This window comes from Martinezella calliandrae (assembly GCF_030272695.1).
Lineage (GTDB): Bacteria > Pseudomonadota > Alphaproteobacteria > Rhizobiales > Rhizobiaceae > Rhizobium > Rhizobium calliandrae.
This window is the reverse complement of sequence record NZ_JARFYN010000053.1, coordinates 16,049-30,269: the sequence shown is the minus strand read 5'-3', so window position 1 is coordinate 30,269 and position 14,221 is coordinate 16,049. Positions and strand designations below refer to the sequence as shown.

13 protein-coding genes and 3 pseudogenes are annotated in these 14,221 nt (G+C 59.9%); 4 read left to right on the top strand and 12 right to left on the bottom strand.

Annotated elements, in window-relative coordinates; all coding sequences use genetic code 11:
- Window positions 1-78 precede the first annotated feature (78 nt).
- Window positions 79-825, top strand: coding sequence for a bifunctional 2-polyprenyl-6-hydroxyphenol methylase/3-demethylubiquinol 3-O-methyltransferase UbiG (gene ubiG, locus PY650_RS28700; protein ID WP_285883112.1), 747 nt, complete (start codon window positions 79-81; stop codon window positions 823-825).
- 39 nt (window positions 826-864) lie between these two features.
- Here ubiG and PY650_RS28695 read toward each other — a convergent pair.
- The 5 genes and pseudogenes from PY650_RS28695 to PY650_RS28675 all read right to left on the bottom strand — a co-directional run.
- Window positions 865-1,439, bottom strand: a pseudogene (locus PY650_RS28695) (DUF3291 domain-containing protein); the annotation flags it as partial.
- Window positions 1,439-1,867: a DUF1178 family protein gene (locus tag PY650_RS28690; RefSeq protein ID WP_285883110.1), complete on the bottom strand. Its 429-nt coding sequence runs from the start codon at window positions 1,865-1,867 to the stop codon at window positions 1,439-1,441. The pseudogene PY650_RS28695 and the gene PY650_RS28690, both read right to left, overlap by 1 nt.
- Window positions 1,864-2,721, bottom strand: coding sequence for a carbon-nitrogen hydrolase family protein (locus PY650_RS28685; RefSeq protein ID WP_285883108.1), 858 nt, complete (start codon window positions 2,719-2,721; stop codon window positions 1,864-1,866). Before PY650_RS28685 ends, PY650_RS28690 begins: the two co-directional genes overlap by 4 nt.
- A gap of 23 nt (window positions 2,722-2,744) precedes the next feature.
- On the bottom strand, window positions 2,745-3,002 hold the full coding sequence (grxC, locus tag PY650_RS28680; RefSeq protein ID WP_285883107.1) for a glutaredoxin 3: 258 nt from the start codon (window positions 3,000-3,002) through the stop codon (window positions 2,745-2,747).
- A 29-nt stretch (window positions 3,003-3,031) separates the two neighbouring features.
- Window positions 3,032-3,762, bottom strand: a pseudogene (locus PY650_RS28675) (ComF family protein).
- Window positions 3,763-3,858: 96 nt separating this feature from the next.
- Between PY650_RS28675 and PY650_RS28670 the strand changes: the two are divergent.
- Window positions 3,859-4,743: a methyltransferase domain-containing protein gene (locus tag PY650_RS28670; RefSeq protein ID WP_285883105.1), complete on the top strand. Its 885-nt coding sequence runs from the start codon at window positions 3,859-3,861 to the stop codon at window positions 4,741-4,743.
- A gap of 37 nt (window positions 4,744-4,780) precedes the next feature.
- Here the strand turns inward: PY650_RS28670 and PY650_RS28665 are convergent, their stop codons facing one another.
- The 6 genes from PY650_RS28665 to PY650_RS28640 form a co-directional block, all read right to left on the bottom strand.
- On the bottom strand, window positions 4,781-4,960 hold the full coding sequence (locus PY650_RS28665) for a Flp family type IVb pilin (protein ID WP_285883103.1): 180 nt from the start codon (window positions 4,958-4,960) through the stop codon (window positions 4,781-4,783).
- Between the two features lie 78 nt (window positions 4,961-5,038).
- Complete coding sequence (locus PY650_RS28660) at window positions 5,039-5,353, bottom strand: hypothetical protein (RefSeq protein WP_285883101.1); 315 nt, start codon at window positions 5,351-5,353, stop codon at window positions 5,039-5,041.
- Between the two features lie 363 nt (window positions 5,354-5,716).
- On the bottom strand, window positions 5,717-6,130 hold the full coding sequence (gene mutT / locus PY650_RS28655; RefSeq protein WP_285883099.1) for an 8-oxo-dGTP diphosphatase MutT: 414 nt from the start codon (window positions 6,128-6,130) through the stop codon (window positions 5,717-5,719).
- Complete coding sequence (locus PY650_RS28650; protein WP_285883097.1) at window positions 6,127-6,936, bottom strand: GNAT family N-acetyltransferase; 810 nt, start codon at window positions 6,934-6,936, stop codon at window positions 6,127-6,129. Before PY650_RS28650 ends, mutT begins: the two co-directional genes overlap by 4 nt.
- The gene (argJ, locus tag PY650_RS28645; RefSeq protein WP_285883095.1) at window positions 6,917-8,158 is read right to left on the bottom strand and encodes a bifunctional glutamate N-acetyltransferase/amino-acid acetyltransferase ArgJ; all 1,242 of its coding nucleotides are present in this window, start codon (window positions 8,156-8,158) and stop codon (window positions 6,917-6,919) included. The genes PY650_RS28650 and argJ overlap by 20 nt, the downstream gene beginning before the upstream one ends.
- 62 nt (window positions 8,159-8,220) lie before the next feature.
- On the bottom strand, window positions 8,221-9,123 hold the full coding sequence (locus PY650_RS28640) for a peptidylprolyl isomerase (RefSeq protein ID WP_285883093.1): 903 nt from the start codon (window positions 9,121-9,123) through the stop codon (window positions 8,221-8,223).
- Between the two features lie 244 nt (window positions 9,124-9,367).
- Between PY650_RS28640 and secA the strand changes: the two genes are divergently transcribed.
- Window positions 9,368-12,088, top strand: coding sequence for a preprotein translocase subunit SecA (gene secA / locus PY650_RS28635; protein ID WP_285883091.1), 2,721 nt, complete (start codon window positions 9,368-9,370; stop codon window positions 12,086-12,088).
- A gap of 62 nt (window positions 12,089-12,150) precedes the next feature.
- Here secA and PY650_RS28630 read toward each other — a convergent pair.
- A pseudogene (locus PY650_RS28630) lies at window positions 12,151-12,637 on the bottom strand (glutathione S-transferase family protein).
- A gap of 167 nt (window positions 12,638-12,804) precedes the next feature.
- Between PY650_RS28630 and PY650_RS28625 the strand changes: the two are divergent.
- Entirely contained in the window at window positions 12,805-14,220 is a 1,416-nt protein-coding gene (locus PY650_RS28625; protein ID WP_285883089.1) for an oligosaccharide flippase family protein, read from the top strand.
- The last annotated feature ends 1 nt before the right edge of the window (window position 14,221 follow it).

Below are 14,221 nucleotides of genomic sequence, written 5' to 3'. Positions count from 1 at the left end.
CGTCCGACTTCACGTCTACAGGCCGTCACCTACACAATTGCCAGGCGGGCGATACGGCGTAGACCAAGGAGCGAGACCATGACCGAAGCGGCGAAAAGCACGATCGACCAGAGCGAAGTGGATCGCTTTTCCGCAATGGCTGCGGAATGGTGGAGCCCGACCGGCAAATTCAAGCCGCTGCATAAGTTCAATCCGGTGCGGCTCGCCTATATCCGCGACCGGGCCTGCGAGAATTTCGGCCGCGACCCGAAGAGCGCACGGCCACTAGAAGGCCTGCGCGTGCTCGATATCGGTTGCGGCGGCGGATTGCTGTCGGAGCCAGTGGCGCGCATGGGCGCCTCGGTCATTGGCGCCGATCCTTCCGAAAAGAACATCGGCATCGCCTCGACGCATGCGAAAGCCTCCGGCGTTCCTGTCGACTACCGCGCCGTCACCGCCGAGCAACTGGCGGAGGCCAGCGAGACTTTCGATATCGTGCTCAATATGGAAGTGGTAGAGCATGTGGCCGATGTCGAGTTTTTCCTCTCGACCTGCGCCAAGATGGTCCGTCCCGGCGGCCTGATGTTCATCGCCACCATCAATCGGACTATGAAGGCGGCCGCACTTGCCATCTTCGCCGCCGAAAATGTTCTGCGCTGGCTGCCGCGCGGGACGCATCAATATGAAAAGCTTGTCCGCCCGGAAGAGATAGAAAAGCCGCTCGCCGCAAATGGCCTAGACATTATCGCCCGCACAGGCGTCTTCTATTCGCCGCTACAGGACCGATGGAATCTGTCGAAGGATATGGATGTGAACTATATGCTTCTGGCGAAGCGGGCGGGGTGAAATCGTCTTGTCGTCGGTGGCCGGGCTTTGGCGCTGAGCTTTTAGCGCCAGGACATGCGCCAGCAAATCGCCCTGGCACTTGGCATTTTTTGCCGCGATCTCCTTCACCCTGCCGCGATCGATCGTCGCGGGATGACCGTTAGCAGCATAGGGCTGCTTGAATGAAAAGGCGGCCGCGCTCGGTCCCTCGTCGTCAAGCCTCTCCAGCCGCTCGACCCCATCCATTCCGGAATGACATCGGCATCCACCCACCACAGAACCAACGCCGGCCAGCGTGGTTTGACGTTCCACCGCCGCGCATGCTTCAGTGCATCTGAATGGACACCACCGTAGGTGAAAGCCATCAGGGATTCGATATCGGCCCAGAGCGATAGCGAAGATGGCGCCGTCGCAAAGCCACTCCCTTGGATGAAGCGCGGGAATACTTGCTTGCCCCAGCATGCCGGTCCCGCCTCACCGTCGTAGCCGGAGCGGCCGATGAAGCCATGGCCGCGAGCGGCAGCCTCGAAATTTGCCGCTTCCCGCAGGCGAAATCCCTCGACCGCAGGGCTGTCATAGGGCCCTACATGCAGCCCGAAATTATAGATTGCGAGATATTTGCCGCGCTGCGGCATCAGTTGACGTCGTCCGGCAATACTGGGATAGCAGCGATCTCGATGCCTTCTTCGACCAACGCCTGCGCCTCGTCCGGCGTGGCCTTGCCGATGATGCCCCTTGCATCCGCCTCGCCATAGTGGATCTTGCGGGCCTCTTCCGGAAATTTCGTTCCCACGTCCTCGGCATTGGCCTTGATGGCGTCGACGGCTTCCTTGAGCTTGCTCAATGCCTCCTTGCGCGCGGTGTCCATGGCAAGCGTCTGCAGTTCCTCCTTCTTGCGCGCGGTAGAAACCGACGGTGCCATCAGAAGTTTGGAAATCGCACTCGAATTGCAGACGGGGCAAGTCAGGAAACCGCTTGCGACCTGACGGTCGAAATCGGCGCTTTCCGAAAACCAGCCCTCGAACTCATGGGCATTGTCACATCTCAGCGAATAACGGATCAAGCAGCGACGCCTCCAGCCGCCGGCGTCGCGATCTTCTCCAATGAAAACTCGCGCGCATTCTTAAGGTTGGGGATCTTGTCGTGAGCGGTTTTGACAGCGGCAACATCGATCTCGGCGATGACAACCGCTTCGCCGGTGCCACCGGCCGATGCCAAAACTTTGCCCCAGGGATCGATGATCATCGAATGGCCGAAGGTCTCGCGGCCATCCTCATGCAAGCCGGCCTGAGCGGCGGCAACGACGAAGATGCCGTTTTCGATGGCGCGCGCCCTAAGCAGGATTTCCCAATGTGCCTCGCCCGTCTGCCTGGTGAAGGCGGCGGGCACCGTCATCACCTCGGCGCCGGCGACGGCCTGGGCGCGGAAGAGCTGCGGAAAGCGGACGTCGTAGCAAATGGAGAATCCGAACTCCGCGAAGGGCAGCGAGGCAATCCGCGCTTCTGACCCAGGCCGGTAGACGGCGCTTTCGCGCCAGCTCTCGCCATTGTCGAGATCGACGTCGAACATATGGATCTTGTCGTAGCGGTTGATGAGCTTGCCGTCGGGACCAAAGAGGAAGCCGCGATTGGCGATCTTGCCGTCGTCGAGCGCGATCGCCGTCGAGCCGACATGCATGTGGATGCCGAGTTCCTGAGCGAGCTGCGCGGCTGTCTTGACGATGATGTCATTAGGCTCGTCGCGCAGCACGGCGCGCAGACCCGCCCGATCCTTCTGCACTGCGCCGGTCATTTCCGGCGTCTGCACATAGACGGCGCCCTTTGCCGCCGCCTCGCGGACCAGCCGCACCATATCGGCGGCATTCTTCACCGGATCGACACCGGAGCACATCTGAATGGCGGCGGCCTTGAAGGTCATTGTTCTCTCCCGTTTAATTCGGCTCAGGCAGCAAGCAGCGTATCGAGCTTGCCGGCCCGGTCGAGCGCATGAATATCGTCACATCCGCCGACATGTTCGCCGTTGATGAAAATCTGCGGGAAGGTCGAACGACCCTTAGCCTTGGAAATCATCTCCTGGCGCAGCGCGGGCGAATAGGTGGCATTGTGCTCGACATACTCGACGCCCTTGGAGTCGAGCAGGGATTTCGCCCGGGCGCAATAGCCGCAGAATTCACGCGTATAGATGACAACGGATGCCATGATCCACTCCAAAAAAGACAGTTTTACTGTCATATAAGATCACCGACAGCCCTTGCAAAGGTTAAAACCGTCACATCCGTCGCGCCGGCTTTTTTCAAGAGCCGCGTCGCTGCGGCAACCGTCGCGACGATCGCGTTGGCGTCAACGATCGGCACGACTCGACGGCCAAAGACATTGCCGGCGCGACCACCTTCTGCGATGACAAATGCACGACGCACGTTGTCCTGGCGCCCTCGCGCCGAGACCGACCGGGTGGCTCGTCCGCTTCGTGCGCAACAGCATCACGGCGAGCCAGATGACGAGCAAGCTCCGCCGACCGGTGATATTTGCCTAACAACAGCCGCGCCCGATGCAGCGGCACCGGAATGATGGCATCGCAACCAGCGATCGTGCCGTCGCTGGCGCGCAGCATCCAGCCTGGCATCATCGGCGCCAGATCGGTGCGGTCGCGATATTCCGATCCGAGCACGAGATCACGGACGACGCCGTCGTGAATTGCGGCCGAGCGCAGCCGGTCGAACGCGGCGCATCGGCGATCGCCTCGGCCGAGATCATGGGAAAACGGACTGCCCAGCGCCTCGCAATGGCGCCGCTCAATGATGCCGGACAGGCAGGCGAGGCAAAGGCTGCGATGTGCGCCCGTCGAAACGCCGCGGCCGGCGCAAGCCGGCTGATAGATGAGATCGGCCAGCGCCGACCACGGCTTTATCGAGCCGGCCCGCAGCATCGACACCGTGATTTCGCGTCCCATCATCCCCATATGGTTGACACTAGCTTTTTCCTGGCGCCTTTGCGAAGGGAAAAGTAGGCACGCGCAACGCCGGGCCAAAGACATTCATGATCGCAGGAAGCCGCCATGGAAATCGTTTTCGACCAATCTCTGCTCGCCGCTCGCAGGCGCCGCGCGCTCGCTCAAGGAGATCAGAAAGCGGCTTTCCTTCTGGAGATCGCCGGCCGCGAATTGGCCGAACGGCTTACCGTGATCGAACGTCATTTCGATGAGGCGGTCGAACTGCATGGCGCGACCGGGATTGCCGCGCGTGAAGCCTTCGCGACCGGCAAAATCGGCCAAATCCGGCGCATCGAAAGCGAGAGCGGTTTTGCCGCGGCCGGCGAGGATCTGACCAAAGCTCCGTTAGAGGAGCTGCCGCTTAAACCGGAGTCTGTCAATCTCATCCTGTCGCCGCTTGGCCTGCATGTCACCAACGACACGCCCGGCGTCTTCATCCAGGTGCGCCGGGCGCTGAAAGCCGATGGCCTGTTTCTGGCCGCAATCCCGGGCTCCGGCACCCTACAAGAGTTGCGCGACGTGCTGCTCGCGACCGAGATCGAGCTCACCGGCGGCGCCAGCCCGCGTGTCATTCCCTTTGCCGATGTTCGCGACGTCGGCGGTCTGCTGCAGCGTGCGGGGTTTACCCTGCCGGTAATCGACGCCGAGTCCTATATTGTGCGCTACGACAATCTTTTTGCGCTGATGCGCGACCTGCGCGCCATGGGCATGACCAATCCGCTGGCCGACCGCAGCCGCAAGCCGCTGACTCGCGCCTTCTTCCTGCGCGCTGCAGAGCTCTACGCTGAACGCTATTCCGATCCCGACGGCAGAATAAGGGCGACCTTCTCGATCATCTACGCGTCCGGCTGGACGCAGCACGAAAGCCAGCAGCAACCGTTACGGCCAGGCTCGGCCAAGGCGCGGCTCGCCGATGCGCTGAAAGTCGAGGAGCACAAGCTGAAACAGTGAACGGCTGGCACCGGTTCGCTCACCTGGGCGGGCCACGCTAATTGAATACCGGCGATTCATTGACCGTATTGGAGACGTGATTGAACATCGCCGACAGGCTGCCACCGAAGGCACCGACACCGCTGATGATCGCTACGGACACTAGCGCGGCGATCAGGCCATATTCGATGACCGTGGCGCCGGTCTTGTCGCGAAAAAATCGCCGTGCGGAACGCATACGCTTCAAGCTCCTACCATCTGAAAATGAGCATATCCGGCGCCTTAATGCACCCAATAAGCCTTACCAGTATAACGGTCAGCAGCCGCTGTCGGCGCCGTAACCTTGGACGATACAAATCGAGCCCGGCTCCTGCTGCAGCACGCTGCGGCGAATGGTGTAACGCTTGCCGTTTTCGATCTGCGGGATAGTGCCGGTGGTGATGTTGTCGAGATCAGGCGCGCTCGCAAGCACGCTGGACTTGGATTTGTCGGAAAGCATTGGCGTCAGGATAAGCGAAAGCGCAACCGCCGCTGTTCCGAACAGCAAGGCGATATTCAGCGCGCCCGTCTTGCGCGACGAGGAATAGGACTGCTCTTTTTCCTGAACAGCTTTCCAGAAATCGTCGTCCATAGTGTCAAGCCTTCTTAAACGCACACACCAATCGCTTGATTGAGATTATTCAATGCCAGAAGGTCATAAACGATCCCTTAATATCCACATGTAAATTAGAGATGCGTCGATTCATAGAACAGAGCTTGACCAACGCTAACAGATTGATATCAGTCGATTAATTGCGATTAACCATGTTCGGCTGATAGAGCCGCCAAAAGCGGAGGTTGCGGTAACGATGCCGTGACACGTGAGATATTGCGCCGCTTGCCAGATACTTGCCCCTTCGGGCGCCTGCGCAGCGCTTTTGCTGCCTTAATTTGAGATAGCACTTCGCATTAGGTTTGCCCTCGCCAAAACGCTTGGTGACATGGATCAGAATGCTTAAAGCAGATCCTGCAGGAACGGGATCAGCGGCTCGTCAGCTGGCGGCATCGGGTAGTCACGCAGCCCCTGCGGCCGCACCCACTTGATCGCCTGGCCCTCGCGGCCATGTGCAATGCCCTCGTAGCGTCGGCATACATAAAGTGGCATCAACAAATGGAAGGTCTCGTAGGTATGGCTGGCAAAGGTCAGCGGCGCGAGGCAGGGAATTTTTGTCTGGATTCCAAGCTCTTCCTGAAGCTCGCGCACCAAAGTCTCTTCAGGCGTCTCGCCGGGCTCGACCTTGCCGCCAGGAAACTCCCAGAGGCCGGCAAGCGATTTGCCTTCCGGGCGCTGTGCCAGAAGGATGCGGCCATCGGTATCGATGAGCGCACAGGCGGCGACGAGAATGATCTTACGGTCGCCTACGCTCATGCCTCACCCGGTAAACGCCAATAGCAATAACGATAGGCCTCGTGGAAACCGAAGCGGGCGTAGAGCGCCAGCGCCGGTTCATTGAACGCGCCGACCTGAAGCCAAGCGGTTCTTGCGCTTCGCATACGCGCCCAACGCAATGCCGACGTCAATATCTCGATCGCCAATCCTTTTCGGCGATGCTGTGCCGCGACCGAGACCGACATAATGCCGGCCAGATCGTTGTCCTGCACGCAGAGCGTCGTGGCCACCGGCCCGGCCTCGTCGTTTTCGATGACAAAAAGACCCGATGGCGGCTTGATGCCGCTCACCACTTCGGCAAGCGCCGGTTTCAAGATCGGATCGGCCCCGTCCACCAACAGGCTGGCATCGACATAGCGGCCGACATCATGGCTCGGCAAGTGATCCAACGCATCCGGCAATTCGAGATCGACGAGATCGGCGGTCATGACAATGTTTTCGTCGAACCGTCCCCAGCCCTGGCGCTGCAAAATATCGACCAGCATCGGCGAGGCCAACGGCGTTTCGCGCACCACCATCGGCCGACCGTAGGCTTCGAACTTGCGCTGGGCCTTCTCCAGCCTGATTTCCAGGTCGCGGTGGTCGGAGGGATCGAGCGGCACGACACAGTTCAACCGCTTCGACGGATGGCCCGCCGTCAACCGTACCTGCCAACTGCCGTCATACTGCACGGACGAGGCAGGCCATGCCCGAAAGCCGACCGCTTCCAGCCTGCGGACCAAAGGCAGCTTATTCATCGTGGACTGCGCATGCATCGGCGGGATATCAGCTCCGGTAGTCGCCATTGATGGCAACATATTCCTTGGTGAGGTCGCAGGTCCAGACCGTCGCCCGGCCTTTGCCGAGACCGAGGTCGACCTTCACAGGAATATCCTGCTGCTTCATCACATTGGTGGCTGCTTCCTCGGAGTAGGAGGCGTCGCGTTCGCCATTGACGGCGACGCGGACATCGCCGAACCAGATCGCAAGCTTGTCGCGATCGGCCAGTTCGCCCGCCTTGCCGACAGCCATGACAATGCGGCCCCAATTGGCGTCCTCGCCGGCAGCAGCTGTTTTGACCAGCGGCGAATTGGCGATCGAAAGCGCGATGCGCTTGGCGGCGGCGTCATTCTCGGCGCCGGTGACGGTGATCTCAAGCATCTTGGTGGCGCCTTCGCCGTCGCGGACCACCTGGATGGCGAGATCCTTCAGGAGCTCGTTCAGTGCCGTGCGGAAAGTAGCGAGCTTGGGATCGTCGGCCTGTTCGACGCGAACCTGGCCATCGGCAGCCGCAGCACCGGTAGCAAAGAGCATCAGCGTGTCAGACGTCGACGTGTCGCTATCGACCGTCATCGAATTGAAACTCGGGCCGACACCTTCGGAGAGTAGCGTTTGTAGGGTAGCAGAAGAAATGTCCGCATCAGTAACGACGAAAGAGAGCATGGTCGCCATGTCAGGCGCGATCATGCCGGCGCCCTTGGCGATGCCGTTGATCGTGACCTTGACCCCGCCGATCTCGGCGCTGCGGGTCGCGACCTTCGGATAGGTGTCCGTGGTCATGATTGCCTTGGCGGCTTCGAACCAGAAATCGCTGGTCGCGTCCTGCGCCATGGTATTGAGCACGCCGGCGAACTTGGTCGCATCCAGGGGCTCGCCGATGACACCGGTCGAGGCGAGATAAACTTCATTCTCGCCGCAGCCGACCGCGGCGGCCGCCGACTTGGCGGTGAGCTCGGTCGCCTGACGACCCTTGAGGCCGGTGAAGGCATTGGCATTGCCGGAATTGACGACGACGGCACGGGCGCTGCCATGCGGCAGGTTGGACCGGCAGAAATCGACGGGAGCCGATGGACACTTCGAGCGGGTGAAGACACCCGCGACGGCGGCCGGCTTGTCGAAGACCATAAGCAGGACGTCGGTCCGGTTCTTGTATTTGATACCGGCGGATGCCGTGGTCATGCGCACGCCGCGCAAAGCCGGCATGGACACGAAGGATTTGGGAGCGAGCGGAGAAACGGAACCGGACATGAGGCCACCTGATAGTGAAGGGCCCGGAAAAACCGGGCCCTGATGGTTTTAACTGCTATGGCTTACTGCTGCGGCTGGGCTTCAGGCGCGGCCATGTCGTCGGCCGGCGCCTGATCCTGCTGCTTCTGCGCATCCGCATAGGCCTTACTCAGTGCCGGGTCGTTGATGACGACCTTCGACTCCTGCTTGGCCTTGTTCAGGAGATCAAGATACTTGTCGCGCATGACGAGCTGACGAACCTGATCCTTCACCTGGTCAAACGGCGGCGGCGGAGCGTCGCGCTTGTCTTCGACCTTGATGACGTGCCAGCCGAAATCCGACTTCACAGGGGTCTTGGTGTAGGTACCGACCGGCAGCGCGAAGGCTGCGTCTTCGAATTCCTTGACCATGCGGCCGCGGGCGAAATAGCCGAGGTCACCGCCATCCGCCTTGTTCGGGTCGGTCGACTTTTCCTTGGCGAGTTCGGCAAAATCCTTGCCGGCGTCAAGTTGCTTGATGATGTCCTTGGCTTCATCCTCGGTCTTCACAAGGATGTGGCGGGCATGGACTTCTTCTTGCTTCGGCAGGGCTGCAACTTCCTTGTCGTAGCGGGCCTTGACTTCACCGTCGGCGATCGTATCTGCAACATGTGCCTTGAAATAGGCGTTGTGCAACTCACGGTCGCGCAGGTACGCCATGTGCGATTGGAAGTCGGGTGTCTGATCGAGCTTTTCCGCAGCCGCGCTCTTGGCGAGAAGCTTGACGTCGATCGAAGCCGAAAGTGCTGCGACCTTCTTCTGCTCGTCCGGAAGCTGGCCAAGCTGCGGGTCGAGGTTGGCGATCGCGAGATCAAGCTCGGACTGGTGGATTTCGACATCGCCGACCTTGGCGACAACGGGGTCTTTGGCGTCAGCGGCAAAAACCGGTGCCTGCAAGGTGACGAATGTTGCGACCGCAATCGCAGCAAGTTTGTTGTAGCTCAACATAGAATAACCTTTCGGTGGTCTCGACCGGCTCAACAGCTGTGAATCCGGCAGGAAAAGCCTTCAGCAAGAGAATGTGGCCTTTGTGTATCGGCCAAATCCCGTTGACATCAATCGACCCCCCTCTTATCTGTCACGCAACCTCGCGTCTAGAACAGTTTCCGGGCGTTTTGTGCTAAACTCCCGATTTTTTCGGAGACGGATAAAGCAGAGACGACAGGATGAAATCTCAGAAAGGACCAGTAATATGGTCAGCCTAGGTGGAATTGCCCGAAAGTTGTTTGGCTCGTCCAACGACCGCCGCGTCAAGTCATTCCAGCCGAATGTCGTTGCGATCAACGCGCTCGAAGAACAGATGCGCGCTTTGTCTGACGAAGCATTGGCCGCCAAGACGGTCGAATTCCGCCAGCAGCTCGCCGACGGCAAGACGCTCGACGATCTCCTTGTACCCGCTTTCGCCGTGGTGCGCGAGGCCTCGCGGCGTACACTCGGCATGCGACCTTTTGACGTACAGCTCATTGGCGGCATGATCCTGCATTCGAATGCCATCTCCGAGATGAAGACCGGCGAAGGTAAGACGCTAGTTGCGACCCTACCCGTCTATCTGAACGCCCTTGCCGGCAAGGGCGTTCACGTCGTTACCGTCAACGACTACCTGGCGCAGCGCGACAGCGGCCATATGAGCCGCATCTACGGCTTCCTTGGAATGACCACCGGCGTCATCGTCCACGGCCTGTCGGATGAAGAACGCCGCGAAGCTTACGCCTGCGACATCACGTACGGCACCAACAATGAACTCGGCTTCGACTACCTGCGCGACAATATGAAATACGACCACGGCCAGATGGTGCAGCGCGGTCACAATTTCGCAATCGTCGACGAAGTGGACTCGATTCTCATCGACGAAGCGCGTACGCCGCTGATCATTTCCGGGCCGCTAGACGACCGGTCCGATCTTTATACCACGATCGACGCTTTCATTCCGCGCCTTTCGAAGGACGATTACGAGATCGACGAAAAACAGCGTTCGGCCAACTTCTCCGAAGACGGCACCGAGAAGCTGGAAAAAATGCTACGCGACGCTGGCCTGCTGAAGGGTGAATCGCTCTATGACATCGAAAACGTCGCGATTGTCCACCACATCAACAATGCCTTGAAGGCCCACAAGCTTTTCCAGCGTGACAAGGACTATATCGTCCGCAACGGCGAAGTCGTCATCATCGACGAGTTCACGGGCCGCATGATGCCGGGCCGCCGCTATTCGGATGGCCAGCACCAGGCGCTGGAAGCCAAGGAACACGTGCAGATCCAGCCGGAAAACCAGACGCTGGCGCAGATCACCTTCCAGAATTATTTCCGCATGTACGAAAAGCTCGCCGGCATGACCGGTACGGCATCGACGGAAGCGGAAGAATTCGGCAACATCTACGGCCTCGATGTGGTCGAAGTGCCGACTAACCTGCCGATCCAGCGTATCGACGAGGACGACGAGGTCTACCGTACCCACGACGAGAAGTATAAGGCGATCATCACCGAGATTTTGGATGCCCACAAGCGCGGCCAGCCGGTGCTCGTCGGCACGACCTCGATAGAAAAGTCGGAGTTTCTCGCCGACCGGATGCGCAAGCAGGGTTTCAGCAACTTCCAGGTTCTGAACGCCCGCTACCATGAACAGGAAGCCTATATCGTCGCCCAGGCCGGTGTTCCCGGCGCCGTGACGATCGCCACCAACATGGCCGGCCGCGGGACCGACATCCAGCTCGGCGGCAACCTCGAAATGCGCGTCGAACGCGACCTGAATGAGATGGAGCCCGGCGCCGAGCGCGACGCGGCGATCGCGAGCATTGCCGAGGAGATCCAGAAGCTCAAGCAGCAGGCGCTTGCCGCCGGCGGTCTCTACGTCATCGCCACCGAGCGCCACGAAAGCCGCCGCATCGATAATCAGTTGCGCGGCCGTTCGGGCCGACAGGGCGACCCCGGGCGTTCGAAATTCTACCTGTCGCTCCAGGACGACCTGATGCGCATCTTCGGCTCCGACCGTATGGACGGCATGCTACAGAAGCTCGGGCTCAAGGAAGGCGAAGCCATCGTCCATCCCTGGATCAACAAGGCGTTGGAACGCGCCCAGAAGAAGGTCGAAGCCCGTAACTTCGATATCCGCAAGAACGTTCTGAAGTACGACGACGTGCTGAACGATCAGCGCAAGGTCATCTTCGAGCAGCGCGTCGAGCTGATGGATGCAACGGATCTTTCCGAAACTGTCGGCGACATGCGCCACGAGGTCATCGAAGATCTGGTTTCCAAGCACATCCCCGAGCGCGCATATGCTGAGCAGTGGGACGCCGACGGCCTGAAAGCCGCGATCGCCAACGTCTTCGATTTGGACATGCCGGTGCATGACTGGGTCAAGGAAGAAGGTATCGCCGAGGACGATATCCGCGCCCGCCTTACGGAAGCCGCCGACAAGGCGGCCGCGGAAAAGGCCGAACGCTTCGGCCCTGAAATCATGACCTATGTCGAGCGCTCCATCGTGCTGCAGACGCTGGACAATCTCTGGCGTGAGCACATCGTCAACCTCGACCATCTGCGCTCCGTCATCGGTTTCCGCGGCTATGCCCAGCGTGACCCGCTGCAGGAATACAAGGCCGAGGCCTTCGAGCTCTTCCAGTCGCTGTTGAACAATCTGCGCCAGGCTGTCACCGCTCAGCTGTCGCGGGTGGAGCTGGTACAGCAGCCGGCCGAGCCGCAGGCGCTGCCGATGCAGGCGCGCCATATCGACGCCACCACCGGTGAAGACGAATTCGCGCCGCTCAGCCTGGTCAACGAAAACGTCGTCGCCCCGGAAAACCGCGATCCACAGAACCCGGCAACCTGGGGCCGCATCGGCCGCAACGAAGCCTGCCCCTGCGGTTCCGGCAAAAAATACAAGCACTGCCATGGGGCATTCGAGAGCAGCGAAGTCGTTTGAGGCTTCGCCTTCGCCAGATCAAACAAAAATGCCGCCTTCGGGCGGCATTTTTGTTTGTGCAACTATTGGACGGCGGAATGTGGATTGTCACTGTATGGATGGATGGGATAGCCGGGGCCGATGGCCTCCCGCACACGATCGAACCAGGCCACGAGCGCAGGGTAGTCGGCCAGAACGAAGCCGCAATCCTCTGCCCGGTGGGCGTAAGCGTAGACCGCGATATCTGCGATCGTAAACGCTTTGCCAGCAAGAAACGGCGTATCCTTGAGGCTGCGCTCCGGCGCGGCCTTTGCCCTCCGCAAGATAGGTCAGAATAGCGTTTGATTCGGCAATCGTCCGCCCGTCCTCCAATTCGAGAACGGGAATGCTGCCCGCCGGATTGAGATCGAGAAAGCCGTCCGTACGGCTCTCCCCCTCGAAAATCGACACCAAATGGCTTTCGTATGGGATATCGAGTAGTCCGAATAGGACCCTGGCCTTCCAACCGTTCTGAGATGGCAAATACTCATGAAGCTCAGCATTAACAGCCCTCCCGAATTGACCAGACAGTTCTGCACGCCGAACCGCAGCACGCCACCCGCTTCCCGTGCGGAGGCCATCGACGCACGAGCTCATATCTATGACGTTTTCCAGCATCCGCGGGAACTGATTCTTAACCCGCCTCTGCCAAGACTAACGTAAGGTTACGATCATGTTTTAAGTATTGCGTATCGATCATGGCAGTTTTTCAGACAGCAGAGAAAATGCTGCCTTCCGGGTTGCGGACTATGCTGTCGCCATACCTGCGCAGACTTCGCCCTCTTTTGACCGACAATGATGAGAAAGCCGTCTCGCAGCGCATGGCGCTGATCGCTTTCGCCATCCGCATTGCCGGCGCTGCTCTGGCTTTCGTCTCGCAGATCGTTCTCGCTCGCATGATGGGCAGGTTCGAATATGGCGTCTTCGTCTTCGTCTGGGTGTTGATGATCCTGTTCGGCAATCTTGCCTGTCTCGGCTTCCCGACCGCGATTATCCGTTTCCTGCCGCAATATGATGCAAGCGGCGATCATGGTGCCATCCGCGGTGTGACGACCATTGCCCGCCGCTTCGTCCTGGCAGTCGCCGGCGGGTTAGCCTTGCTCGGTATGGCGGCGCTCTATGCCTTCAGCGGCATGGTCCAAAACTATTACGTCCTGCCGATTTCGTTGGGCCTGATTGCCGTACCGATGATCGCGCTCGGCGACGTATTGGACGGCACGGCACGCGCCAATCATTGGCCGGTCATGGCGCTGAGCCCGACTTTCCTCATTCGCCCGACGCTGATCCTGCTGTTTATGCTGGCCGCCATCCTTTTCGGTGCCGCCGATAGCGCGGTGACAGCTATGGCAGCCGCAATTGCTGCCGCCTTCGTCACAGTGCTCTGCCAATATCTCGCCGTTACCACCCGCCTGCGCCGTCACTATCCCAACGGCCCGAAAACGATCGAGTTCAACGCCTGGTTCGCCGTCGCCTTCCCGGTCTTTCTCACCGAGGGGGTCGGTTATCTCCTGACCAATTCCGATGTCGTCGTGGTCGGCATTTTCCTCGATCCTACAGAGGTCGCCGTCTATTTCGCCGCGGCCAAGATCATGGCGCTCGTACATTTCGTCTATTTCGCCGTCAAGGCGGCAATCGGCCCGCGCTTTGCCGCCATCATCGCCGCGAACGATCGGACCAAACTCGCGGCCTTTGCCACGGAGGCCGCGCGTTGGACCTTCTTCCCGGCCCTCGCGGTCGGTCTGACCGTGCTTGCGGCAGGGCAATTTTTGCTTTCGCTGTTCGGCACCTCCTTTGCCAAAGGCGAGGCCGTCATCGCCATCCTGCTGGCCGGTGTTCTGGCCAAGGCGCTCGTCGGTCCGGCGGAGGTGTTGTTGATGATGGCGGACCGGCAGATGCTCTGCGTCTACCTCTATGCCGCCGCACTGGTCGCCAATATCGGCCTCAACATCGTGCTCATTCCTAATTTTGGTATCGAGGGCGCGGCCTTTGCCGTCGCCAGCGCCATGGTAATCGAGGCTGTGCTGCTGCACATCATAGTCCGCCGTGCATTCGGCATCATGCTCTTCGCCCTTATACGCCGACCGATGACACCAGCAACGAACGCGGCACTGTGAC

Coding starts and splice junctions, on each gene's coding strand:
- ubiG (WP_285883112.1), top strand. CDS start 79: ATGACCGAAGCGGCGAAAAGCACGATCGACCAGAGCGAAGTGGATCGC.
- PY650_RS28685 (WP_285883108.1), bottom strand. CDS start 2,721: ATGACCTTCAAGGCCGCCGCCATTCAGATGTGCTCCGGTGTCGATCCG.
- grxC (WP_285883107.1), bottom strand. CDS start 3,002: ATGGCATCCGTTGTCATCTATACGCGTGAATTCTGCGGCTATTGCGCC.
- PY650_RS28670 (WP_285883105.1), top strand. CDS start 3,859: ATGGAAATCGTTTTCGACCAATCTCTGCTCGCCGCTCGCAGGCGCCGC.
- PY650_RS28665 (WP_285883103.1), bottom strand. CDS start 4,960: ATGCGTTCCGCACGGCGATTTTTTCGCGACAAGACCGGCGCCACGGTC.
- PY650_RS28660 (WP_285883101.1), bottom strand. CDS start 5,353: ATGGACGACGATTTCTGGAAAGCTGTTCAGGAAAAAGAGCAGTCCTAT.
- mutT (WP_285883099.1), bottom strand. CDS start 6,130: ATGAGCGTAGGCGACCGTAAGATCATTCTCGTCGCCGCCTGTGCGCTC.
- PY650_RS28650 (WP_285883097.1), bottom strand. CDS start 6,936: ATGGCGACTACCGGAGCTGATATCCCGCCGATGCATGCGCAGTCCACG.
- argJ (WP_285883095.1), bottom strand. CDS start 8,158: ATGTCCGGTTCCGTTTCTCCGCTCGCTCCCAAATCCTTCGTGTCCATG.
- PY650_RS28640 (WP_285883093.1), bottom strand. CDS start 9,123: ATGTTGAGCTACAACAAACTTGCTGCGATTGCGGTCGCAACATTCGTC.
- secA (WP_285883091.1), top strand. CDS start 9,368: ATGGTCAGCCTAGGTGGAATTGCCCGAAAGTTGTTTGGCTCGTCCAAC.
- PY650_RS28625 (WP_285883089.1), top strand. CDS start 12,805: ATGGCAGTTTTTCAGACAGCAGAGAAAATGCTGCCTTCCGGGTTGCGG.